The 22,052-nt window shown below is 68.6% G+C and carries 20 protein-coding genes; 9 read left to right on the forward strand and 11 right to left on the reverse strand.

The features are described from left to right. Positions 1-63: 63 nt before the first annotated feature. A complete protein-coding gene (locus tag GNX95_RS02085; RefSeq protein ID WP_163505403.1) occupies positions 64-480 on the reverse strand; it encodes a PNPOx family protein in 417 nt (138 codons plus the stop codon). A 78-nt stretch (positions 481-558) separates the two neighbouring features. On the opposite strand from GNX95_RS02085, the gene GNX95_RS02090 reads away from it, so the two are divergent. Then, positions 559-1,119: a TetR/AcrR family transcriptional regulator gene (locus GNX95_RS02090; protein ID WP_163505405.1), complete on the forward strand. Its 561-nt coding sequence runs from the start codon at positions 559-561 to the stop codon at positions 1,117-1,119. On the opposite strand, the gene GNX95_RS02095 is transcribed toward GNX95_RS02090, so the two are convergent. Further along, the gene (locus tag GNX95_RS02095) at positions 1,116-3,893 is read right to left on the reverse strand and encodes an AfsR/SARP family transcriptional regulator (protein WP_163505407.1); all 2,778 of its coding nucleotides are present in this window, start codon (positions 3,891-3,893) and stop codon (positions 1,116-1,118) included. The genes GNX95_RS02090 and GNX95_RS02095 overlap by 4 nt on opposite strands. Positions 3,894-4,648: 755 nt before the next feature. Further along, positions 4,649-6,292: a glutamate--tRNA ligase gene (locus GNX95_RS02100; protein WP_163505408.1), complete on the reverse strand. Its 1,644-nt coding sequence runs from the start codon at positions 6,290-6,292 to the stop codon at positions 4,649-4,651. 91 nt (positions 6,293-6,383) lie between these two features. Here GNX95_RS02100 and GNX95_RS02105 point away from each other — a divergent pair, with 91 nt between their 5' ends. Together GNX95_RS02105 and GNX95_RS02110 are read left to right on the forward strand one after the other, a co-directional pair. Then, the gene (locus GNX95_RS02105) at positions 6,384-7,373 is read left to right on the forward strand and encodes a methyltransferase (RefSeq protein ID WP_163505409.1); all 990 of its coding nucleotides are present in this window, start codon (positions 6,384-6,386) and stop codon (positions 7,371-7,373) included. Continuing rightward, complete coding sequence (locus tag GNX95_RS02110) at positions 7,366-8,706, forward strand: serine hydrolase domain-containing protein (protein ID WP_222853340.1); 1,341 nt, start codon at positions 7,366-7,368, stop codon at positions 8,704-8,706. The genes GNX95_RS02105 and GNX95_RS02110 overlap by 8 nt, the downstream gene beginning before the upstream one ends. 12 nt (positions 8,707-8,718) lie before the next feature. Here the strand turns inward: GNX95_RS02110 and GNX95_RS02115 are convergent, their stop codons facing one another. Beyond that, positions 8,719-10,368: an MOSC and FAD-binding oxidoreductase domain-containing protein gene (locus GNX95_RS02115; RefSeq protein WP_163505410.1), complete on the reverse strand. Its 1,650-nt coding sequence runs from the start codon at positions 10,366-10,368 to the stop codon at positions 8,719-8,721. Between the two features lie 13 nt (positions 10,369-10,381). After that, positions 10,382-11,668, reverse strand: a complete 1,287-nt coding sequence (locus GNX95_RS02120; protein WP_222853341.1) for an SDR family oxidoreductase — start codon at positions 11,666-11,668, stop codon at positions 10,382-10,384. An 86-nt stretch (positions 11,669-11,754) separates the two neighbouring features. Between GNX95_RS02120 and GNX95_RS02130 the strand changes: the two genes are divergently transcribed. Beyond that, entirely contained in the window at positions 11,755-12,237 is a 483-nt protein-coding gene (locus GNX95_RS02130; protein WP_163505411.1) for a CGNR zinc finger domain-containing protein, read from the forward strand. Between the two features lie 6 nt (positions 12,238-12,243). On the opposite strand, the gene GNX95_RS02135 is transcribed toward GNX95_RS02130, so the two are convergent. Then, on the reverse strand, positions 12,244-13,221 hold the full coding sequence (locus tag GNX95_RS02135) for an alpha/beta fold hydrolase (RefSeq protein WP_163505412.1): 978 nt from the start codon (positions 13,219-13,221) through the stop codon (positions 12,244-12,246). 263 nt (positions 13,222-13,484) lie between these two features. Beyond that, positions 13,485-14,081, reverse strand: coding sequence for a TetR/AcrR family transcriptional regulator (locus GNX95_RS02140; protein WP_163505413.1), 597 nt, complete (start codon positions 14,079-14,081; stop codon positions 13,485-13,487). Positions 14,082-14,158: 77 nt separating this feature from the next. Between GNX95_RS02140 and GNX95_RS02145 the strand changes: the two genes are divergently transcribed. Next, positions 14,159-15,100, forward strand: a complete 942-nt coding sequence (locus tag GNX95_RS02145; protein ID WP_163505414.1) for an oxygenase MpaB family protein — start codon at positions 14,159-14,161, stop codon at positions 15,098-15,100. Positions 15,101-15,127: 27 nt separating this feature from the next. Here the strand turns inward: GNX95_RS02145 and GNX95_RS02150 are convergent, their stop codons facing one another. After that, entirely contained in the window at positions 15,128-15,442 is a 315-nt protein-coding gene (locus tag GNX95_RS02150; RefSeq protein WP_163505416.1) for a hypothetical protein, read from the reverse strand. An 88-nt stretch (positions 15,443-15,530) separates the two neighbouring features. On the opposite strand from GNX95_RS02150, the gene GNX95_RS02155 reads away from it, so the two are divergent. Then, positions 15,531-15,914 carry a DoxX family protein gene (locus GNX95_RS02155; protein ID WP_163505418.1) on the forward strand — a complete coding sequence of 128 codons (384 nt, stop codon included), beginning with the start codon at positions 15,531-15,533 and terminating at the stop codon, positions 15,912-15,914. A gap of 4 nt (positions 15,915-15,918) precedes the next feature. Here GNX95_RS02155 and GNX95_RS02160 read toward each other — a convergent pair whose 3' ends face one another. Together GNX95_RS02160 and GNX95_RS02165 are read right to left on the reverse strand one after the other, a co-directional pair. After that, positions 15,919-16,530 carry a methyltransferase family protein gene (locus GNX95_RS02160; RefSeq protein ID WP_163505420.1) on the reverse strand — a complete coding sequence of 204 codons (612 nt, stop codon included), beginning with the start codon at positions 16,528-16,530 and terminating at the stop codon, positions 15,919-15,921. 37 nt (positions 16,531-16,567) lie between these two features. Beyond that, a complete protein-coding gene (locus GNX95_RS02165; protein WP_163505421.1) occupies positions 16,568-17,161 on the reverse strand; it encodes a TetR/AcrR family transcriptional regulator in 594 nt (197 codons plus the stop codon). 74 nt (positions 17,162-17,235) lie between these two features. Between GNX95_RS02165 and GNX95_RS02170 the strand changes: the two genes are divergently transcribed. Both GNX95_RS02170 and GNX95_RS02175 read left to right on the forward strand, forming a co-directional pair. Continuing rightward, the gene (locus GNX95_RS02170) at positions 17,236-18,567 is read left to right on the forward strand and encodes an acyl-CoA dehydrogenase family protein (protein WP_222853342.1); all 1,332 of its coding nucleotides are present in this window, start codon (positions 17,236-17,238) and stop codon (positions 18,565-18,567) included. Next, on the forward strand, positions 18,564-19,763 hold the full coding sequence (locus GNX95_RS02175; RefSeq protein WP_163505423.1) for an acyl-CoA dehydrogenase family protein: 1,200 nt from the start codon (positions 18,564-18,566) through the stop codon (positions 19,761-19,763). The genes GNX95_RS02170 and GNX95_RS02175 overlap by 4 nt, the downstream gene beginning before the upstream one ends. Here the strand turns inward: GNX95_RS02175 and GNX95_RS02180 are convergent. Next, positions 19,751-21,022 carry an APC family permease gene (locus GNX95_RS02180; RefSeq protein ID WP_222853343.1) on the reverse strand — a complete coding sequence of 424 codons (1,272 nt, stop codon included), beginning with the start codon at positions 21,020-21,022 and terminating at the stop codon, positions 19,751-19,753. The two genes, GNX95_RS02175 and GNX95_RS02180, sit on opposite strands and share 13 nt — an antisense overlap. 97 nt (positions 21,023-21,119) lie before the next feature. On the opposite strand from GNX95_RS02180, the gene GNX95_RS02185 reads away from it, so the two are divergent. Next, positions 21,120-22,010: a LysR family transcriptional regulator gene (locus GNX95_RS02185; protein ID WP_163505425.1), complete on the forward strand. Its 891-nt coding sequence runs from the start codon at positions 21,120-21,122 to the stop codon at positions 22,008-22,010. Positions 22,011-22,052: the final 42 nt, after the last annotated feature.

Raw genomic sequence — 22,052 nt, forward strand, 5'->3', positions numbered from 1 at the left:
CTCCTGCGTCCGGCGCGAATCCCCGCGAGAAGGCTCACGGGATATTACCCGCACCGGCGCGGTCTAAACCGGATCGAAGCGGATGACCGCCGTGTGGTCGAGGTGGCGGCTGATCTCCTCGACCGGCGCGTCCAGGTCGTACGGCAGCACGGGATCGCGAAAACCGGCCTGCGGCAGATAGATCGACAGGACTCTGGCGGCCTCCGGTCCGTCGACCAGCACCGGTACGCGCTCGGTGTCGCTGCCGTCCGCGCCGTCGCGTTCGATCCGGCAGCGGCCGGCCGCGAGCAGATTGCGGACCCACGCCCGCTCACGCGTCGCCGAGCAGGCATAGTGGCGGCCGTCGACGGTGGTCACGTTGACGCCGAACGGCCGCGGTTGTCCGCTGCGCCGGCCGGTCACCATCACGACGCGTGCCGCCGGTCTGCCTTCCGCGTACGGCACGACCGGACTGCCGCGCAGTTCTTCCAGCACTGTCACACTCCAAAACGGTCCGTGGTTCCATTTTTGCCTCCGAGACGATATGGTCCGCTGGACCGTTTTGGCAAGGAGGGCTGGATGGCCGAGCGCGCCGACGTCGTACGCAACCGCAGCGCGGTCTTGGACGCCGCCACGGCGTTGTTCGCGCGCGACGACCTCGGCCACGTGACGCTGGCGCGCATCGCCGAGGCCGCTGGCGTCGGCAAGGCGACCGTCCTGCGGCATTACGGCAGCCTGGAAGGTGTGATCGAAGCAGTGCTGGCGCGACAGGTCGCGGCGGTGCAGGAGCGCGTACGCACCGGTGAGCCGCCGCTCGGTCCTGGCGGCTCGGCGGACGAGCGTGTGCACGCGTTTCTGGACACGCTGATCGACTTCGTCCTCGGCAACCGAGCGCTGATCCGCGCGATCGAGCACCGCCGGCCGGACGCGTACTACGCCAACCCGGCGAGCCAGTTCTGGATCGCCGAGCTCGGCCGCCGCATCCGCGCCGTCGACAGCGAGACCGACGCCGGCTATCGCGCGTACGTCGTGGTCACGGCCGTGCGTGCGGACGTCGTCGATTACCTGCGTACGGCCGAAAAGATGTCCGTACGCCGGATCCGTGCCGGCTTGCACGCGCTCGTGGTCTCGGGACACTAGGCATGCACGGCGGCGACCGCCTCGGCGAGCCTGGCCTGCGCCTCCACGAGTTTCGGGTCGTCCAGGTCGGCGACGGCTTCGGTGGCGCGGCGCCACTCGGCCTGCGCGGCGGTCCACTGGCCGCACTCGAGTAGGCTTTCGCCGAGCTGCAGCCGCGCCAACGCCTCGGCGCGCTGGTCGGCGGTCAGCCGGAACAGCTCGATCGCCAGGCGCAGGCAGCGCACCGCGCGGTCGTGGCGGCCGATGCTCGCGTAGGCCTTGCCGAGGTTGTGCAGGTTGATCGCCTGCACGTTCTCGTGTCCCGGCAGCCGGCGGTTGATCTCCAACGCGCGCCGCCAGTTGGCGATCGCCGCGGAGATGTTGCCGGAGGCGAAGTCGACCTCGGCCAATGTGTCCAGCCGCGTCGCCGACAGCGACACGTTGCCGAGCTTGCCGCAGATGTCCAGCGAGCGTACGGCATAGTCCCGTGCCAGCTGGTATTCGCGCAGGTTGAGCTCGCACAATGCCAGGTTGGACAGCGCTTTGCTCTCGCCGACCGGATTTCCGGCGTCGCGGAAGATCCGGATGGCCTCGTGGAAATGCCGTTTGGCGAGGTGATATTCGCCGGTTTCGTCCTCCGCGTTGGCCAGGCCGTTGAGCAGGTGCGCGCGGAGATCGCAGTTGCGGCCGGCCACGTCCAACGCGGTGTGGTGAATGGCGAAGAAATCCTGCCAGTGCTTGCCGCGGAACGCGAACGGCTCCAGCAGCCAGGCGATTCTGCAGCAATGCTCCGGAAAACCGTGCTCGGCGGCCCATGCCACCGACTGCCGGAGCGTACGGTATTCGGTCTCGCACCACCGCAACGCGGCGGCCAGGCCGGTGAAGGTGAGCGGCGTGACGCCGTCGGCCGGCGTGCCGAGCGGCTCGGTGGCGCGGCCAGGCGAGATGAACCGATCGGCCCCGGCGAAGGTGTGCAACAGCCAGTCGAGCAGCCGGCGGTCGGCCGCGGCGGCGTCGTCTTCGGCTCGGTTGCGGCCGGCCGCGTACGACTTGAGCAGGTCGTGCAGCTCATAGCGGTCCAGGCTGGTCTGTTCGAGCAGGTTGACCGCGGTCAGCTGATCGAGCTGGTCGCGCGTCACGGCGATCGACTGTCCGGTGACCGCGGCCGCCGCGGCGATGCTGACGCTGTCGCCGGGATAGCGGCCGAGCAGCCGGAACGTACGCGCGACCGGCTCGTGCAGCTGCTCGTACGACCAGGACAGGAGCGTGCGCAGGCTGGTGTCGTCACCGCCGCCGGCGTCGAAGGCGTCCAGCCGGTCGCCTGGTCCGCGCAGCTCGTCCAGCAGCGCCGCCAGCGAGGCGGCCGGGAAGCGCGCGGCCCGCTCGGCGAAGATCGACAGCGCCAGTGGCAGGTGCCCACACAGGTCGGCCAGCGCGGTCGCGGCGTCCGGCTCGGCGACCGTACGTTGACGGCCGATCACGTCGGCGAGCAGCTGGCTCGACTCGTCCGGCGAGAACGGCCGTACGCTCACTCTGGCGGCGCGGCCGCGCACGACCAGGCCGCGCAGCTGGTTGCGGCTGGTCACCACGGTCAGGCAGTCGGCCGCTGGCAGCAGCGGCAGCACCTGCTCGGTGTCGGCGGCGTTGTCCAGGATGACCAGCATCCGCCGTCCGGCCGTACGCGTGCGGAACAGCGCCGAGCGTGCCTCCACGTCGGCCGGCAGCATGCCGGGACCGCGGCCCTGCAGCGTACCGACCGAGTTGAGCAGCAGCTCCAGCGCGCTCTCGGTCGGCAGCGGCGCGGTGCCGCCGAAGCCGCGCAGGTTGAGATAGAGCTGGCCGTCCGGAAACCGGTCGGCGACCTGGTGAGCCCAGTGGGTGGCCAGCGTGGTCTTGCCGACACCGCCGGCGCCGTCGACCACCACGACCCGGAACCGCTGCTCGGTGAGCACCTGGTCGAGCATCGCCAGGTGGCCGGTGCGGCCGACGAAGCCGCCGGACACCGGTGGCAGCTGGTGCGGCTGCGGCACGTCTGCCGGCGCTGGCTCGACGGTCTCGCCGCCGACCGCCAACAGGCACTGCAGCTCGGCCGCGAGGCCGGCACCGGGATCGGCGCCGAGGTTGTCGCGCAGCCGTGTGCGGATCACGTCGTACGCTGCGTACGCGTCGTCCTGCCGCCCGGCCAGGTGCAGCGCGTGCACCAGCGCGGCCCAGAGCCGCTCGCGCTGCGGATGCATCGCCGTCAGCTCGCGCAGCTCGCCGATCGTCTCGGCATAGTCGCCGGCGGCGATCTGCAGCTCCAGCCGTCGCTCGGTGACGGCCAGCCGCTCCTCCTGGATCCGCGGCACCTCGTACAGCTGCAGATGCCGCGACCGTACGCCCGCCAACGGCGTTCCGCGCCACAGCGCCTCGGCCTCGCGGAGCAGCGCGAGCTCGTCGCCACCGGGCGTCCTGGACTGCGACACCAGCTCGCGAAACCGGAACAGGTCGACCGACTCACGCGCGATGTTGAGCCGATAGCCGCCGGCCGCTCTGGTGAGAAAATGGCCGCCGAGTTGCGACCGCAGCCGCGAGGCGAGGCTGTAGACGCTGGCCACCGCCTGCGCCGGCGGCTCGCGGTCCCACAGCACGCCGACGATGTCGTCCAGCGAGATCATCGTGCCGGCTGACAGCGCGAGCGCCGCCAGCAGGCTGCGCGCGCGGCCGCCCGGCAGCTGTACGACGGAGCCGTCGAGGCTGACGGTCACCGGACCCAGCAGCGCTATCCGTACGTCCTCAAGGGCCGACGCAGCCATGCCGCACTCTCCTCGGATGCACGACGCCTACACCACTCGGCCCAACCGGACGGCGCCGAAAACATACATTGCGGCACGAGCATAGTGTCTCTGGTCAAGGAAATGGCTGGTAGCCATAACGAACCGGTCACAATGTCCGGCTCATGCTGGTGACCGAAACGCAAGTTCCGGTCGTCCGAATCTCGCGAGCGGTGAGTGTCATTCGTCATTTACTGTAGCGTCGCGTCGCGCCACTCGCGCGATGTCCGGCCACGCGGCCGTACGGTCCCGCGCCGAGATCGTCCGCTTCGTCCACTGACGCCTTATCGACGTCATTCGCCGAGCACCGCGCAAATTGCGTCATTCGCTGGCCGCCGCAGATTTGGCGTCGTTCGGCGAGTGTCGTGTAATTGGCGTCGTTCGGCGATTGCTGGCGCGGAAATGGCGTCGTTCGGCGAGTGCCGCCTGAATGGCGTCGCTCGCTGGCTGCCGCGGTTTTGGCGTCGTTCGGCGAGTGTCGTGTAATTGGTGGCAATCGCTGACCGCCGCAGAATTGGCGACACTCGCCAAGTGCCGCGTAATTGGCGTCGCTCGCCGCTGACTGCTGCGTAATTGGCGTCGTTCGGCGAGTGCCGCCTGAATGGCGTCGCTCGCTGGCTGCCGCGGTTTTGGCGTCGTTCGGCGAGTGCCGCGTAATTGGCGTCGCTCGCCGTTGGCCGCCGCGGAAATGGCGTCATTCGGCGAGTGCCGCGCGAATGGCGGCACTCGCCGGCGAGTCACCGCAGCGAGCCGACGCGGCGCAGCACCTCCGGTGTCCCGAGCGCGCTCGCGACCGCGTGCAAATCGGGACTGCGCGTGGAGCCGGTGATCGCGACCCGGAAGACCTGCGCCGCCTCCCGAATCGAGCCGGGATACGCGTCCGGATTCTTCTTGTATTCCTTGGGATTCTTGGCAAACCCGTGTTTGGCGGCGAGCTCGCGGATCTGCCCGAACCACTCCTGCGGGTCGTCCACGAGCTGATAGCCGGCGACGAAGTCGGCGGCCAGCGCGCGTACGACCGCGGGGTCCAGGCCGCCGAACCGCTCGTCGGACGGATCGGTGACCGGCTGGAACAGGTCGTCGAAGAAGAATCCGTATGCCGTCCGGAAATCCGACCACACCCGCAGGTCCTTGCGCGGGTTGTCGACGCCGTCGCGCTCGACGCTGATCGCGCGCAGCGCAAGGTCGCGCTCCTTCGCCAGTACGGTCGCCAGCTCCGCGTCGTACTCGCCGGCCCAGGTGCGTACGGCGTCGAAGACCTCGGCGCCGCTGAGCGTCGCGACGTAATCCGCGCTGATGTCCATCAGCTTGACCATGTCGACCAGCGGACCGGCGACACCACACTCGGACAGCCGCAGCGGAGCGTCCAGCGCCTCGGTGAACGGCGTGTCGGCGAGCCGGCCGTTGAGCAGGCCGCGGATGTAGTGGAGCACCGCCTCGGCCGGAAAACCGGTCTCGATGTAGTAGTCGACGGAGGCCTCGGGGTCCTTGCGCTTGGACAGCTTGCGCTTGCTGCCGCCGTCCTGCTTCATCAGCGGCGCGACGTGCGCGTACTCGATCGGCTCGAAGCCGAGCGCGGCGAACAGCTGCAGGTGCAGCGGCACCGAGGAGATCCACTCCTCGCCGCGGATCACCAGGTTGACGCGCATCAGGTGGTCGTCGACGACGTGCGCCAGGTGGTACGTCGGCAGCCGCGGGTCCTGGTCGGAGCTCTTCAGCAGCACGGCGTCGTTGCGGCTGGCCTCGTGCTCCAGCCGGCCGCGGATCGCGTCGACGAAATGTACGCGCTGGTTGGCCGCCTCCGCCGGCGTACGGAACCGCACCACGTACGGCACGCCGGCGTCCAGCTTCGCCCGCACCTCCTCGGCGCTCGCGTTGCGCCACAGGGCCCACGTGCCGTAATAGCCGGTCGGCACCTTCTGCGCCTGCTGCTGCGCGGTGATCGCGGCCAGCTCGTCCTTGGTGGCGAAGCACAGGTATGCCTGGTCGCGGCGCAGCAGCTCGCGGACGTAGCTCTGGTAGATCATCGCGCGCTGCGACTGGGTGTACGGGCCGTACGAGCCGGTCTCGCCGTGCTCGTCCGGCTGCAGGCCGAAGTAGGCGAAGGCGCGGTCGAACTGCTCGACGGCTCCTTCGACCTCGCGCGCCTGGTCGGTGTCCTCGACGCGCACCAGGTAGGCACCGCCGGAGCGGCGCGCGATGTCGGCGTTGAGGGTCGCCACGTACAGTCCGCCGAGGTGCAGTGACCCGGTCGGCGACGGTCCGAGCCGCGTCACCTTCGCCTCCGCCGGCTGCTGCCGCGGCGGATAGCGCTCCTCCCAGAACGCCGGATCCGGCAGGTCGGTGGGGAACAGGCTGTCGACGAGTGTGCGGTCCAACATGGGAAGAAGTCTTCTACATGCGCCTTCGCGCTCGGGCGCCGGGTCAGTTTCGTCCAAGCGGGGTGGCCGCACCGCCGTTACGGTGTGGCGAATGACCGACAGCGCTTGGGACCGGCTGGCTCCGGTGATGGATCTGGTGACGCCGATGGCCGTACGCGTGGCCGCGACGTTGCGGCTCGCCGACCTGCTGGCGGATGGTCCGCGGCACGTCGACGAGCTGGCGGGGGAGAGCGGGACAGACGCCGATGCGCTCGGCCGGCTGCTGCGCCACCTGGTCTGCCACGGCGTTTTCGCGGAGCCGGCGACCGGCCGGTTCGCCAGCAACGACCTGGCCGACCTGCTGCGTTCGGACCATCCGGAGCGGATGCGCGATGCGCTGGATCTCGACGGCTTCAACGGCCGGATGGATCTCGCGTTCACCGGCCTGTTGCACACCGTACGCACCGGCCAGCCGGCCTGGGAGACGGTCTTCGGCGCGCCCATCTGGGACTATCTGGCCGCCAATCCGGAGCTGTCGGCGACCTTCGACGCGATGATGGCCGGCTCGTCGCGCGCCAAGGCGGTGGCCGAGTACGACTGGTCTGGCGTGCGGCACCTGGCGGATGTCGGCGGCGGCAGCGGCGCGTTGCTTGCCGAGGTTTTGCGGGCCAATCCTGGCATCCGTGGCACGCTGGTCGACCTGCCGGACACCGTCGACCGCGGGCGGCAGCTGTTGACCGAGCGCGGCCTGGCCGATCGCTGTGACTTTGTCGGACAGAGTTTCTTCGAGCCGCTGCCGGCCGGCGCCGACGTGTACGTGCTCGCCGGCGTGCTGCACGACTGGGCCGACGAGGAGGCAGTCGCGATCCTGCGTCGCTGCGTCGACGCCGCCGGACCAGACGGTCGTGTCCTGATCGTGGAATCGCGCAGCACGCAAGCCATGGACGCGGAGATGGATCTGCGGATGCTCGTTTTCGCCGGTGGCCGAGAGCGCGACGCGGACGGTTTCGGCGCGCTGGCCAAGGCGGTGGGCCTGCGGGTGTCGCACGTACGGACAATTGCGCCCGGCTACCTGTTCGTCGATTGTGTGCCGGGTGACTGATTTCTCGCGATGGCAACAGCGGCTGGACGAGGAGCGCCTACGGCATCACGTGCCAGGTGCGACGCTCGCGGTGCTGGCTGACGGACAGATCCACGAGTTTGCCAGCGGAGTGCTGCATCGCGGCACCGGTGTCGAGGCGACGACCGACGCGTTGTTCCAGATCGGCTCGATCACCAAGACATACACGGCGTCCCTGGTGATGGGGCTCGGACTGGACATCGACCAACGGGTCGTCGACGTGCTGCCGGAGTTCAAGGTCGCCGATCCGGCGGCGACCGGCGAGATCACCATCCGCCAGCTGCTCACCCATTCCAGTGGCATCGACGGCGACGTCATCCGCGACACCGGCCGCGGCGACGACTGCGTACGCGGGTTCGTCGAAGCCTGTGCCGGCGTACGGCAAAACCACCCGCCTGGCGCCACGATGTCCTACTGCAACAGCGGTTTCACCATCCTCGGCCGGATTGTCGAGGTGGTGACCGGGAAAGTCTGGGACACAGCGCTGCGTGAGCGGCTGCTCGATCCGCTCGGCCTGACGAGTACGGTGACGCTGCCGGAGGACGTACTCAGGTTTCGCGCGGCGATGGGACATGTCGGTGATCCTGGCACCCAACCGCGGCCGGCGACCGTCTGGGGACTGCCACGATCGTGTGGTCCGGCGGGTCTCATCTGTGCGACCGCCGCGGACCTCGTACGGTTCGCACGCATGCATCTGGACGGTGGTCTGGCCGCCGACGGCAGCCGCGTACTGGCCGCGGATGCGGTGTCAGCCATGCGAAACCGCGAGATCGAGGTGCCGGATCCGTGGTCGACCGGCCGGTGGCGGGGCCTGGGCTGGGGCCTGTTCGACTGGCCCGGCGGGTCCACTTTCGGCCACGACGGCAACACGGTCGGCCAGAGCGCGTTTCTGCGCGTGGTGCCGGAAGCCAACGTCGCCATCGCCCTGCTCACCAACGGCGGCGGCACGAACGGCCTCTACCGGACGATTTTCGGTGAGCTGCTGGCCGAAGTCGCCGGCGTCACCATTCCCGACATCCAGCCGTCCGGACAGTCCAAAGTGGACGCCGCGGCGTACGTCGGCCGCTACGAAAGAGAGAGTGTCACCGTGGACGTGACCGTACGCGACGGTGTGCTGCGGCTGCGCGAGGAGGAGATCACCGGACTGGAGGACCTCAACTCCGTGGTGGAGCTGGATCTCGTGCCGGTCGGCGACGGAGTTTTCGCCGGCCGCCGGCACGAGTCCGAGCCGTGGACCGGGGTCGTCTTCTATCGGCTTGCCGACGGCAGTCCGTATGTCCACTTACACGCACGCGCTACGCCGAAGGTTTCCTGACGGCAATGCCGTTCAGAGATCCAGAACGGTGTCCGTACGCGGCCGTGCGCAGCACACGAGCACGGTGCCCTCGGCTGGCGGCAGCAGTGGCGCCGGCTGGTAGTCGACCTCACCGGACAGCAGCGGTGTCACGCAGGTCTGGCACACGCCGGTGCGGCATTGCCATCGCGTCGGAATGTCACACGACTCGGCGAAGGCCAGCAGATTTGGCTTGGTCTGGTCGAAAGCCGCGGTGATGCCGCTGCGTGCGAAGGTGATCGCCGGACCGGTGCCAGGCGGCCCGGCCGGTTGGTGTGGCGCCGGCCGGTCATGTTCGACGACGCCGGGGTTGATCGCCGACAGGGCACCGAAAATCTCGGTGCGTACGTCCGTCACGCCGGCAGCGCGCAGGCCGCCGGTCATGTCGTCCATGAAGCCGGCCGGTCCGCACACGTACGCGACGGCGTCCGTGGGCAGGCCCATCCTGGCGATCGCACCCGCGGTGAGACGGTCGGAATCGGCGCTGTAGAAGGTTTTCGCATGGCTGGCCGGCAGCTCGGCGAGCAGTTCGCCAACCTCGCCGGCGAAAACCTGCTCGGCCGGCCGGCGAGCAGCGTGCAGCCACCACACCTCGCGGGTGCTCTGCCCGGCGGCCAGCCGGTGCAGCATCGCCAGCACCGGCGTGATGCCGATCCCGGCCGACACAAGGACAACCGGACGCGTGTCGTCGTCATCGAGTACGAAGTCGCCGCGCGGTGCCGCGACATCGGCAATCGCGCCTGGTCGCAGTGTCTCGTGCAGGAGACCGCTGACCGATCCGGCCGGCTCGCGTTTCACGCTGATCCGATATCGGTCGGTCGCCGACAGCGAATAGCTGCGGACGGCACCGGTCCGCAGCCGTACGGTCAGATATTGGCCAGGCAACGCGGCCGGCAGTTCTTCGCCGTCCGGATCGGCAAGGGTGAACGACGAGATCCGCTCGCTCTCGCGCCTCACCTCGGTCACCCGCAGCGGCCGGAATCCCGGCCAGGTCGTCGGCTTTTTCGGCGTGTCGGCGAGGATGTCGCGCAGCGAACCGCGCCAACCTTCGCTGAGCGCCGGATCGTCGATCATCGCGCGTACGGTCGCCAGGTCCGGATCCGGCAGGTAGAGCAAGGCGTCCAGGTCGGCGACACTGACTTTTCCAGTCGCCGTACGGACGATGTCGTCGCCGGCGCGGACCTGTCCCTCCTTGACGACACGCAGGTAGAAACCCGGCCGATGGTGTGAGACCAGCAGCGACGCGAGCCGCGGCTCGCCGATCCGCAGTCCGGCGCGGAAACAGGTGACCCGCGGCTGGCTCACCTCAAACTCGGCATCGCCGATCCGATAGCGGTCGCCGATCCGCACCTCCGTGTCGGCCAGTCCGTCGACCGTGAGGTTTTCCGCGAAATAACCGGGTTTCAGGTCGTCGCGGCGGAAGAATTCCTTCCAGTGCTCGTATGCCTGTGTCTGGTAGACCAGCACCGCGCGGTTCGGGCCGCCGTGGCCAGCCAGGTCGCCTTGACCGTCGCCGTCCATGCCGTGCCGGCGCACGGTCCTGGCGCCCTCGACCGGATCCTTCCACGCGCCGGTGTGCACGGTGACGCCGTTCCACGCGATGTCGCGCGGCTGGCCGACGTTGACCGAGACGAGTGTCGCCATGGTGCCGGTCCTCTCAGGCGGTCGGGACCTGGTCGACGGTGAGGTCGCGGTCGATCCCGTGCGGCGTGACCAGTTGACCAGGTTCCAGGTGCAGCACCTGGTTGTCCAGCGTCACGGTCACCAGGTCCGGCTCGAAGGACACCAGGTCGCGGACCCGGCCGGCCTCCGGCCAGGCGTCCACGTACGACCAGGCACCACGATCGACACCGGCCACGCTGTAGTAGCTCGCGAGTCCTTTGTACGGACAGAAAGTCTCGCCTGCCACCAGGGTCAGCGCCGAGCCGTCGATGTCGGCGCGCGGCACGTACCACCGCGGCGCGAAGCCGGATTCGTAGAGGACAACCGGATTCGTCGTGTCGGCGACGACGCGGTCACCGACTCGCACGACCAGATGCCGCGACGTGCGGCGGATGTCGACGCGGTGGTACGGGTCGGCCGCGTGGCCGACAATTCGCTCGTCCTCCTCGAAAAACGCGTCCATCGCGCGCCACGCGAACGCGACCCGGCCGGTCAGCTCGCTCGCGTACGCCGGCAGGCCGGTGTGCTGCCACGCGCCGCGCTTGGCGGTCTTGCCGCCGGCGGTGACGGTGAACCAGGCGGTCGAGCCGAGGTCGCGGTGTGTCGTGACCGTGCTCAGCCGCTCGAGGACCTCGGATCGTACGGATTCCAAAGGAAAGTATGCGACCGGATAGCGGCCGGGCTCGTGCAGCAGGATGACATCCTCGCTGTCGGCGATCCATTCGCCGCCGAGCTTGACGCGCATCCGGCGGCGCGGTGGCTCGGCGAAAAGCAGCCGCTCCGGAATCGGCTCAGGAGTGAGGAAACGACCGACCGTCGCGCCGAGCGGTCCCTGTTGCCAGGCCAGTCCCATGATCGTTCTCCTTTGTCGGGTAAGGGTTTCGCCGCCGTCGACGGACAACGTGACGCCGGTGAGGAAGGTGTTGGTCATCGCGAACAGCGCCGCGCTGGCGATCTCGTCGGTGGTGCCGATGCGGCCAGCCGGGTTGCGGTCGGCCATCTGCCGGAAGTAGTCCGCTTTGGCTTGCTCGCCGAGGCCGTCCCAGGCGCCGGAGTCGATGACGCCGGGGAGATGGCATTGACCCGGATCGGCGCGAGCTCGACGGCCAGCGAGCGCGTGAGCGTGTCGGCGGCGCCGTTGGTGATCGCCACGGCCATCGTGCCGACCCTTGAACGCCGCGACGCCGGAGAAGAGCACCAGCGGGCCGCCGGCGTTGATGCGCGGACCGAGGTGCTTGGCCAGCATCAGCGGACCGATGACGAGAACAGCCCCGCCGTCCATCGCTAACCACCTCACTCACGTTTGATGGTTAGCTCACCATGCCGTGGCTAACTTGTCAAACGCTCTGATGTGGTTAGGATGGTCACATGGGTGAGACCGGGGAGCAGGTGCTGCTGGACCTGCTGAACAGCACGCCGGTGACCGCGACCGGGACGGTCGACCTGGTGTCGGACGAGTGGGCCGCCCAACGCGGCGGGGTCGGAAGTGGTCGCGAGGTCGCGCATCTGCGCGCGGTCCGCGACCGGCTCCAGGCGGTCGTACGCGCCGCCGAGCCGGCCACCACGTTGGAGCCGTTGCTCGACGGCGTACGGATGCTGCCGGGGGTCGACGCCGCCGGCCTGCGCTGGTCGCTGGATGTCGAGGATGATCGCCGTCTGGGCACGCAGGCATTGCTGGCCTGGGGCCGGCTCAACGAGAGCATGCCTGGCCGGTTGCGTCCGTGCGCCAACGACGAGTGCCGGCTGTTCTTGCTTGACCGCAGCCATGCGAACAGCGCTCGCTGGTGCTCGATGAAGGTGTGCGGCAACCGGATGAAGGCGCGCCGCCACTACCGACGCAACCAGGCTTAGCGTCGGTCACCAGCCGCGGAAGATGGCGGCCTTGCCCTGGCTGGAGTTGATCATCGCCTCGTTGTCGTGCCCGACGCCGGGCACGGTCGACAGCTCGTGCGGTGCCGACGGATACGCCTGGTGGATCGCCGCGTAATAGAACTTTCCACGCTCAAAACGGTTTTTGCCCTGCGCGTTCGCCTCGCAGGAGTCGTCCATGTCGCCGTTCTGCACGGTGTCCTTCTCGCCGAGCAGGTAGGTGACCGACCGAGACGTGTATTGCCGCACGATCTGCTGGTCGGTCGACTCGCTCAGGTAGCGGTTGCGGTGATCCAGGCCGTATTTGTAGTCGTTGTAATGCGAGCATCCGGACGTGCTGGCCGGTCGTTTCTTGTCCAGATAGGCGTACGACGACGGATTGGCGACCACGAAGCGGATGTCCAGACCGGACGGCAGGCCGCGCGCCCCGGCGGCGTAGCGCTGCATGAACTGCGCGCCGGCCGAGTGGCCGAGGAGAGTGACCTTGGTGAGATGCGGGAATTTCGCTTTGTCGGCAAGGATGCGCAGGATCGCGTCGATCGCGTCGTACGAGCTGAGCTTGTCCTGGTCGACCGCGTCGCCGCCGTCTTTCCAGGATGTCTCGTCGCCGTTGGTCCAGTAGGCGTCGGAGCGCTCCGGGTTGTCGTCGGAGGTCTGCATCCACGGCGCGATGATCTCCGCCTTGCCGGCGTACGCGGACGCCGCTTTCGTTGTCAGCTCGAAATAATGTGCGGCGTTACGGCCGGTGCCGTGCATGACGATGACGGCGCCGGTCGGATCGGGCGAACCGGTGAGCGGAAAGCTGGCGAAATACGGCAGCGTCACGCCGGACCGGATCTCGACGCGGCCGAGGCAACGGTCGCCGCCGGGTTGGCACGGTCCGGCTGTCGCCGCCTGTGCGTAGCCGACGCCACTGACCGCGGCGACGACCGCGGCGACGACCGCGATCCACCAGATACGGCACAATGGACCTCTCCCTCCAAATCGGATAAATGGCATTGTGTAGGCCAGGGTCTGTTTCGAAGTCCCACGCGGATGAGAGTCGAGATCCAAACGTCGCCTGCCGATGCCGGACGGAAGCCCAAACAGCAGCGCCATGGTGGGTTTTCGGCCGGTGCCGGCAGGCGGCCCGAGAAAGATGTGACAGCGGCTCGGCTATCGCCGCGTGGGACTTCGAAACAGACCCTAGGCCGGCTGACCAGGGACCGGTCCCCGCTGGCAGCTTCGTGTCAGCGAACGAGGCCGAGCGTCGCACGTACGGCCGCGACGAACCGCTCGGCGGTGAACCGCTCGGGGGAGGTGAGCACCAGCCGCGCGGCCATCTCGCACATCGCGACCGCGGCGTGCGCGGCGATCTCCGGGTCGAGATCGGCGCCGAGGTCGCTGAGCAGCCACCGGGCGACCTCCTCGGCGCGTGCGAGTACGAGCGCGCGCGCCGACTCGCGCGCCGCGTGAAACTCCGGAGGCATGTCGGCCATCGGCATCACGATGCAGTGCCAGCGCTGCGGCGCCGCCTGCACTGCGGCCAGGAAGTCCGACAGTGCCTGCGCGAGAAAATCGGCCGGATCGCCGGCCGGCCGCAAGGCCGTGACCAGCTGCTCGACGGCCGCTTCCTGTTCGCGTCGCAACAGCGCGGCGAGCAGCTCGTTTCGGCTGCCGAACTGGCCGTAGACGACCGGCTTGGTCACGCCGGCCTGCTTGGCGATCGCGTCCATGGTCGTGGCGTTGTGGCCGCGCGTGACGACCAGGTGGAGAGCGGCGTCGAGGAGCTGCGCGCGTCGCTCGTCGGCCGGCACGCGCGCGGCGTACGGACGGCGCTTGGCCACGTACGCCTCCTTCCGTCGCGACCAAAACTACTCTACAGTAGTAAATTACTACGTCCTAGTAGTATAAGGAGGCGACCGTGTCGAAGTCGCTCGCCGGTCAGGCGATCCCGGTCCAGAAGCGCGAGTGGCAGGACTATGGCCTGTTCGGTCCCGGCTCGCCGTCCTGGAAGGTGTGGGCCAGTCCGACCGCGCTCATCGGCTTCCAGCGAGCGGTCGTGCTGGAGCACTTCGACCCGTTCCTGGCCGCGGCGGTCGCCGACATGCAGGGGATCTATCGCGATCCGCTGGGTCGGCTCGACCGCACTCTCGCGTATTTCCTGACCGTCGCGGTCGCCGACGCGCGCGCGGTCGTCGAGGCTTCCGAGATCCTGATGCGCGTGCACGCCAAAGCGACCGGCATCGAGCCGATCACCGGAAAGCGTTACAGCGCCAACAATCCCGAGTCACAGCTGTGGATTCACGTGACCGGCTGGCATTCGGTGCTCAAATGCTATGAGATGTACGGCGCCGGACCGCTCGCGCCGGCCGAGGAAAAGCGATATTGGTCGGAATGCGTCACCGCTGCCGAGTTGCAGACCTGCAAACCGGCCGATGTGCCGCGTACGCGCGACGAGGTGCGCGACTATTACGCCGCCGTGCGCCCGCGGCTGTGCAGCTCGGAGCGTGCCTATCGCGGCATGCACTATCTGCTGCGCAGCCGTGGCGGTGGTCGCCGGATCGGTGCGGCGAGCCGGTTGATGGCGCCGGCGACGATCGCGACTTTGCCTGCCTGGATGCGGAAAGTCGGTGGGTTCGACCAGCCGGCGGTGGTCGACCGCGCGGTCGCCCCGGCGGCGAGGGCGGTCATCCGTGGCCTCGGTGAGCGGGGGAGGTTCGTGTCCGTGCTCGCCGATGTCGCGCCGGCGACGGCGCGGATCGCCAGGCAGCATCTGCACCGCACGCCGCCGGCGGATCCGCGCACGTACACACCGGCCGAAGCCAGGGATCTGTTTGATGGTCCGCCTGTTCGGCTCAGTTGAACCACGCGAGGTCGGCGTTTTGGCGGGTCAGGTCAGCTTGAACTCGGCGACGACCCAGCCGTCCATGTGCAACGGAAACTTGGCGCTGAACAGCTCCGGCGGCACCAGCTCGCCGTCCTCGTCGTCCTCGGACGTGGTCTTGGCGCCCTCGTAGAACATGTCGCCCCAGGCCACGTCGCCGGTGATGAACGTGTATTTCTTGTCGGTGCGGTCCTGCACGTAGAGGATGCCGATCTCGCGGTAGCTGTCGCCGTCGCCGAGCTTGGAGTTGAAGTGCATCCAGCCACGCAGCCGGATCGGTGGATGCAGTTCGACCGCATGCGGCTGCGGCTCTGAGCTCATCTTCGACTCCCTCGTACGGACCGGTCGGCGAGTCGAACTCTATCTTTCGGTGCGGTCACATCGGCGGCGTCCGGTCCGTCAACGAGGTATGAGCCGTGTCATCGCATACTGGGTCGCGACCGCGTTGGTCACCGCTGAGCTGGCCGTCGGTGGCTGCTGGGACGTGCTGCGCCTGCCGCTGGTCAGCGGTGTGGTGTCGCAACTCGGCTATCCATCGTATTTCCTGGTCATCCTTGGTCTCGCGAAGTGGCTGGCCGCGGTGGCGCTGCTGGCGCCGCGGTTTCCGCGGCTGAAGGAGTGGGCGTACGCCGGCGTCGTGTTCGTCGACCTCGGTGCGATCGTGTCGCATCTGTGGACCGGCGTTGCGCTCGCGGAGGTCGCGTTTTTGGCCGTACTGCTGGCTTTGACGGTCGCCTCCTGGTGGCTGCGGCCGGCCCAGCGGCGCCTCGCGGCAACCACCGGCGACTCGTAGGCCGCTATGCCACTGGACGTACGCGGCCGACGCGTGGCAAGAACCGTCCGACCGTGGCGGCGTATTGGTCGTACGCGATGCCATGGGTCCGGCGCAGGTGCGGCTCCTCGACCAGCCGCACCTGCACCTGGATGCCGGCGAGCACCACCGCGAAACCGGCGAAGGCGAGCACATTTGGCACGGCAAACGTCAATCCGATCACAACGAGCAGACCGGCGGCGTAGATCGGGTTGCGTACCAACCGAAACGGTCCGGTCGTCACCAGCTCCGTACGCTCCGCCTCGTCCACGCCAATCCGCCAAGAGGACCCCATCCACAGCTGCGCGCCAAAAGCCGCGACGATGCCAACCGCCGCGACGATCACGCCGAGAACCCGTGGCCACATCGCCTCAAGAAAAGACAGCGCCGGAAATCCGGCCAGTTCGATCACCGGCGCTCCGAAACAGCACATTCCGCCGACGAGCTGCAACGCGACGGCCAACCACGGCGGCGATCCGACGCGCCCGAACCGCAGCCGCAGGCCGGAGTCGCCGGTGCGCCACCGCTGGACCAGATGCCGTACGACGTCGACCAGCAGCACGAACAGGATCCAGAGCGCGATGGAGATGACCGCCATGGCCTGACCCTCGCTTGTCCGGCCAGAATCCGGCGTGTCAGTTCGCGGCGCGCATGGCCGGAAGGACGATGTCGTCGATGATCTCGGCGAAGACCTCCGGCTTGAGCGGGGTGCCGTGGATCAGCACCTCGCTGCGCATCAGGTCGAACGGCAGCCGCGCGAGCCGCGTGCTGATGTAGGCGGTCGGCAGCTCGCCGCGCTCGACCGCGCGCTCCAGCATCGCGGTCATGTAGCCGCGTACGTCGGTGGCCGCGATCTGCGTACGCAGCGACGCCATCACCGCGGGGTTGCCGAAGGTCTCGGCCAGCAGGCCGGGGACCGTGTCGTTTGGTACGCCGTCGAAGCGATGCGCCACGCGCTCGAGCAGGGTGATCAGGTCCGTACGGATGCTGCCGGTGTCGATGCGCTCCAGAAACGGCGGCAGCTTGTGCCGCATGGCGGCGACCACCAGCTCGGCGCGGGTCGGCCAGCGGCGGTAGATGACCGGCTTGCTGGTGCGCGCGCGGTTGGCGACCGCCTCCATGGTCAGCCGCGGATAGCCCACCTCGGCCAGCTCGGCCCAGGCCGCGTCCAGGATCGCCGCCTCCAGCGCGTCACCACGCCGTCTGGTCGCAACCGGGGCCTCGGACATGCAAGGCACCTTATCCGACCTCACACTGTGCTCGGTCCTTACTTTCCGGTAACCTACTCGTGAGTAAGGAGGTCATGGTGACCGCAGTCAGGACCGTCCGGACCGTGAGGCGCGACGTGATGGGGCTTGGCCTCGGCGTGCTGAGCAGGATCGCCGGCAGCCGCGTGTTGGAGGCGACCGGCCTGCGTACGCCGCTGCAGCAGCTCGTCTACGCGGCGACCAAGAGCGGCTTCCGGACCGCAGGAGCCATCAACCGTACGTTCAAGCCGACGCGCAAGCTCACCGAGCCGGTGCGTCCGGGACCGGCCGACGACACCGGCCTGTTCGACGTCACGCCGACCGATGAGCAACGGCTGCTGGTCGAGGCCGTCGCCGAGTTCGCCGCCGAGCAGCTGCGACCGGCCGCGGCGGAGGCCGACACCAACCACCAACCGCCGGACGATCTGCTCGTACGCTCCGGCGAGCTCGGCATCGCGATGCTCGGCGTGCCGGAGGAGCTGGACGGCCTCGGCGCGCAGCGGTCGGTGGTCACCAACGCGCTCGTCGCGGAGGCGTTGGCGCATGGCGATCTGGGGCTCGCGGTGGCCGTGCTGGCGCCGTCGGCGGTGAGCGCGGCGCTGACGTTGTGGGGTGACGCGCAGCAACAAGCCGACTATTTGCCTGCTTTCGTCGGTGAAAACACGCCGGTCGCCGCGCTCGCCCTGCAGGAGCCGCGGCCGCTTTTCGATCCGTTCGAGCCGGCGATGACCGCGACGCGTACGCCTTCCGGCTTCCGGCTCGACGGCGTCAAGTCGCTGGTGCCGCGGGTCGCCGCCGCCGAACTGTTCGTCGTATCAGCGAAACTGGACGGCAAACCGCGGTTGTTCGTCGTGGAGTCCTCGACCTCGGGGCTCACCGTCGAGCCGGAACCGGCGATGGGCTTGCGCGCCGCCGCGACCGGCCGGCTGCATCTGGACGCGGTCGACCTGCCGGCGCGAGCGATGCTCGGCTCGCCGGAAGATTTCATCGACGCCGTACGGCTTTGCCGCCTCGGTTGGGCCGCATTGGCCGCTGGCGCCGGAAAAGCCGTCCTCGACTACGTGATTCCGTATGTGAACGAACGCGAAGCCTTCGGCGAGCCGATCAGCCACCGGCAGGCGGTCGCGTTTTCGGTCGCCGACATCGCGATCGAGCTGGAAGGCCTCCGGCTGGTCACCCTCCGCGCCGCGTCTCGCGCGGAGCAAGGAAAGCCCTACGCACGCGAGGTGGCGCTGGCGCGGAAACTGGCCGCCGACAAGGGAATGTGGATCGGCAGCACCGGCGTACAGTTGCTCGGCGGCCACGGCTTCGTCACCGAGCACCCGGTCGAACGCTGGTATCGCGACCTGCGTGCGGTCGCCGTCATGGAAGGGATCGTGCTGCTGTGATCAACCTGGATCCGCCGCGCAAGGCGGCCGCGCTGATCAACCAGGCCCGGCAGGCCGCCGCCGAGGTTTTACGGCCGATCTCGCGAAAGTACGACCGCGCCGAGCACAGCCGTCCGGTCGAGCTGGACATGTTCGCGGCGGTGCTCGATGGACTCAACGCCTCCGGACAGGGCGGCGCCGGAGCGGCCGGCGTACGCGCTGACGCCGGCAAGGACAAAGGCAACCGCAACGGCGCCAACCTCAACGTCGTGCTCGGCACGTTGGAGATGTGCTGGGGTGATGTCGGACTGCTGCTTTCCTTGCCACGCCAGGGACTCGGCAACGCCGCGATCGCCTCGGTCGCGACGCCGGAGCAGCTGGAACGCTTTGGCAAGCTGTGGGCCTCGATGGCCATCACCGAGCCGGGATGCGGCTCGGACTCGGCGGCCATCTCCGCGACCGCGCGGCTCGACGGCGACCACTATGTGCTCAACGGCGAGAAAATCTTCGTCACGGCTGGCGACCGGAGCGAGGCCGTCGTCGTGTGGGCCACGTTGGACAAGTCCAAAGGCCGCGCCGCGATCAAGTCTTTCGTTGTGGAGAAAGGCACACCGGGTTTCGAGGTCGTGCGGCTGGAACACAAGCTGGGCATCCGTGCCTCCGACACCGCCACGTTGCGCTTCGACAACTGCCGCGTACCGAAGGAAAACCTGCTCGGATCGCCGGACATCGACACCAGTAAGGGCTTCGCCGGTGCGATGCAGACCTTCGACAACACGCGGCCGCTGGTCGCCGCGATGGCGCTCGGCGTCGCGCGTGCCGCGTTGGACGAGACCGGCCGGATCCTCGACGAGGCCGGTGTGACCATCGACTACGACCGGCCGGCGCACCAGCAGCACGCGGCGGCAGCGGCGTATCTGGAGCTGGAGGCCGACTACGAGGCCGCCTATCTGCTGACGCTGGAGGCCGCCTGGATGGCCGACAACCGGCAGCCAAACTCGCTGCAGGCCTCGATGGCCAAGGCCAAGGCCGGCCGATCCGCGGTCGCGATCACGCTGCGGTGCGTGGAGCTCACCGGCGGATACGGAGAGGACTCGCTGCTGGAGAAGTGGGCTCGTGACGCCAAAATCCTGGACATCTTCGAGGGCACCCAGCAGATCCAGCAGCTGATCGTGGCCCGGCGGGTGCTCGGAAAGACCTCGGCTCAGCTGAAATAGCGTTTGATGCCATAGCAGACTGCGCCGGCGGCCAGCCACAGCGTACCGCCGGCCAGGCCGGTCGTGCCGCTGGCCACGAAAAGCCCGGCACAGGCCAGAAACGCGACCGGCACGACGACTTTCGCAAGCGGCACCTGAAATCCGGCCTCGTCCGTTGTCGCGCGGCGGCGTACGACGATCAGGACGACGAGCGGAAAGACGAAATGCAGCACATACAGGAATCCGCCGATTTTCGCCGCCAGCGGGATGGAGACGACGGCGGCCACGACGGCGAAAAGCGCGCCGTTGACGGCGATCGCGACCCAGGGCACTCGCGTCGACGCTGACACGCGAGCCAGCGGCCCTGGCAACAGCCGGTCGCGCGCCATCGCGTACGAGATGCGGCTGGTGACGATCAGGACCGCGTTGGCCGTCGCCGCCGTGGTGAGCAGGGACGCGACGGTCATCAGCGTGCCACCGGCCGGCCCCATGACCTGCCTCGCGGCGGCCGCGAGTGGTGCCTGACCGGTCAACTCGCCGGCCGGCAGGGCGCCGACGGTGGCAAGTGCGACGGCCAGGTAGAGACCGAGGACCAGCAGCAGCGTAAGGATGATCGCGCGTGGCAGGTTGCGACGCGGATCCACCACTTCCTCGCCGGCCGCCGCGACCATGTCGAAACCGCCAAATGCCAGGAATGTCACCAAAGTCGCGGCGCCGACTCCGGCGATGCCGGCAGGGAAGAACGGTGTGATCGCGGTTGGCCGTAATGTGACAATGCCGGCGATGGCGAAGACGACGAGCATGGCGATGCCGAGCAGGATCACGATGTTCTGCCAGCGGCCGGAAAGTGTCACGCCGCCGAGGTTGATCACCGTGCTGGTGGCGATCAGCAGGACTGATCCGGCGACCGGTGGCAGGCCGGTGAGACCGGCCAGGTAACCGCCGAAACCGACCGTCACGTAACCGGAAATGAAGAGGTAGCCGCCCCAGAAGGCCCACCCCATGAAGAAGCCCCAGTGGTCACCGAGCACCGCGCGCGTCATCGCGTATCCACCGCCGGCCAACGGAAAACGGCACGACAGCTCCGCGTACGGCAGCGCGATCGCCAGCGAGGCGACGAAAGCCAGCGCGAAGGCGACCAGCACGCCGGGACCGGCCGCGCTCGCCCCTTCGCCGACCAGGACGAAGATGCCGCCGCCGATGGTGCCGCCGACGCCGAGCGCGACGGCTTCGCGCAGTCGCAGGCCGCGACGTAACGATGGCATTTTGGTCTGAGTCACGAAAAGAGCTCTCCTTCGGGCGCCGCAGGCCAATATCTCAATTTCCCGCCTACCGCACAACCACACTTTTTCTGTGGTCGCCATTTAGAATTCCTTCATGCTCAACCTCAACAGGTTGCGGGTGCTGCACGAGGTGGCGACCTGCCGGTCGCTGGCCGGCGCCGCCGAGCGGCTCGGCCACACGCCGTCCGCCGTGTCGCAACAGATCGCCGCGTTGGAAAGCGAGGTCGGCGCGCGCCTTGTCGAGCGGCATACGCGCGGCGTACACCTGACCGAGGCCGGCCGGATGCTCGCCGACTATGGCGAGACGATCCTCGGCGACGTACGCGCCGCCGAGCAGGCGCTTGCCGCGTTGGCCGATGGCAAAGCCGGACATCTGCGGCTGGCGTCGTTCACCACCGCCAACGCGGAGTTCCTGCCGAGTGCGGTCAGCCGTTTCGCGCGGACCAGTCCGCACATCACGCTTGCTCTGACCGAGGCCGACCCGGACGAAAGTGTTGCGCTGCTTGCCAATCGTGACGCCGATGTCGCTCTCGTGTACGAGTTTCCGGCGCTCCTCCTGCCCAAAGCTGGCCTGCGGCTGACCGAGTTGCTGACCGACCGGCTGCATGTCGCGCTGCCGCGCGGTCACCGGCTCGCCGACCGGGCGGTGCTCACGTTGCCGGATCTCGCCGGCGAACGCTGGGTGCAAGGCGCGCACCGCAGCTCGACGAGCGGGATTTTGCTGCACGCGTGCCGATCGGCCGGGTTCGAGCCGGACATCGCTTTTCGCATCGACGATCAGATGACCGTGCGCGGCCTGGTCGGCGCCGGCCTCGGCGTCGCGCTCGCGTCTTCGCTGGTCCTGCATACGATGCCGGCCGGCTTGGTCGCGCGTCCGCTGTCGGACGACAGCCTGGTGCGAAAGGTGTACGCGGCCACCGCCTCAGACGCGCCGGAGCATCCGGCCGCGGCGGCGATGATCGACTGCTTGCGCGCGACGGGTTGACATTGTTGGGTTGCTGTCGACGCAGCACCGATGCCGAAGGAG

It is taken from the genome of Fodinicola acaciae, from assembly GCF_010993745.1.
Classification (GTDB): Bacteria; Actinomycetota; Actinomycetes; order Mycobacteriales; family HKI-0501; genus Fodinicola; species Fodinicola acaciae.

Coding starts and splice junctions, on each gene's coding strand:
- GNX95_RS02090 (WP_163505405.1), top strand. CDS start 559: ATGGCCGAGCGCGCCGACGTCGTACGCAACCGCAGCGCGGTCTTGGAC.
- GNX95_RS02095 (WP_163505407.1), bottom strand. CDS start 3,893: ATGGCTGCGTCGGCCCTTGAGGACGTACGGATAGCGCTGCTGGGTCCG.
- GNX95_RS02100 (WP_163505408.1), bottom strand. CDS start 6,292: ATGTTGGACCGCACACTCGTCGACAGCCTGTTCCCCACCGACCTGCCG.
- GNX95_RS02105 (WP_163505409.1), top strand. CDS start 6,384: ATGACCGACAGCGCTTGGGACCGGCTGGCTCCGGTGATGGATCTGGTG.
- GNX95_RS02115 (WP_163505410.1), bottom strand. CDS start 10,368: ATGGCGACACTCGTCTCGGTCAACGTCGGCCAGCCGCGCGACATCGCG.
- GNX95_RS02120 (WP_222853341.1), bottom strand. CDS start 11,668: ATGGACGGCGGGGCTGTTCTCGTCATCGGTCCGCTGATGCTGGCCAAG.
- GNX95_RS02130 (WP_163505411.1), top strand. CDS start 11,755: ATGGGTGAGACCGGGGAGCAGGTGCTGCTGGACCTGCTGAACAGCACG.
- GNX95_RS02150 (WP_163505416.1), bottom strand. CDS start 15,442: ATGAGCTCAGAGCCGCAGCCGCATGCGGTCGAACTGCATCCACCGATC.
- GNX95_RS02155 (WP_163505418.1), top strand. CDS start 15,531: ATGAGCCGTGTCATCGCATACTGGGTCGCGACCGCGTTGGTCACCGCT.
- GNX95_RS02160 (WP_163505420.1), bottom strand. CDS start 16,530: ATGGCGGTCATCTCCATCGCGCTCTGGATCCTGTTCGTGCTGCTGGTC.
- GNX95_RS02165 (WP_163505421.1), bottom strand. CDS start 17,161: ATGTCCGAGGCCCCGGTTGCGACCAGACGGCGTGGTGACGCGCTGGAG.
- GNX95_RS02170 (WP_222853342.1), top strand. CDS start 17,236: ATGGTGACCGCAGTCAGGACCGTCCGGACCGTGAGGCGCGACGTGATG.
- GNX95_RS02185 (WP_163505425.1), top strand. CDS start 21,120: ATGCTCAACCTCAACAGGTTGCGGGTGCTGCACGAGGTGGCGACCTGC.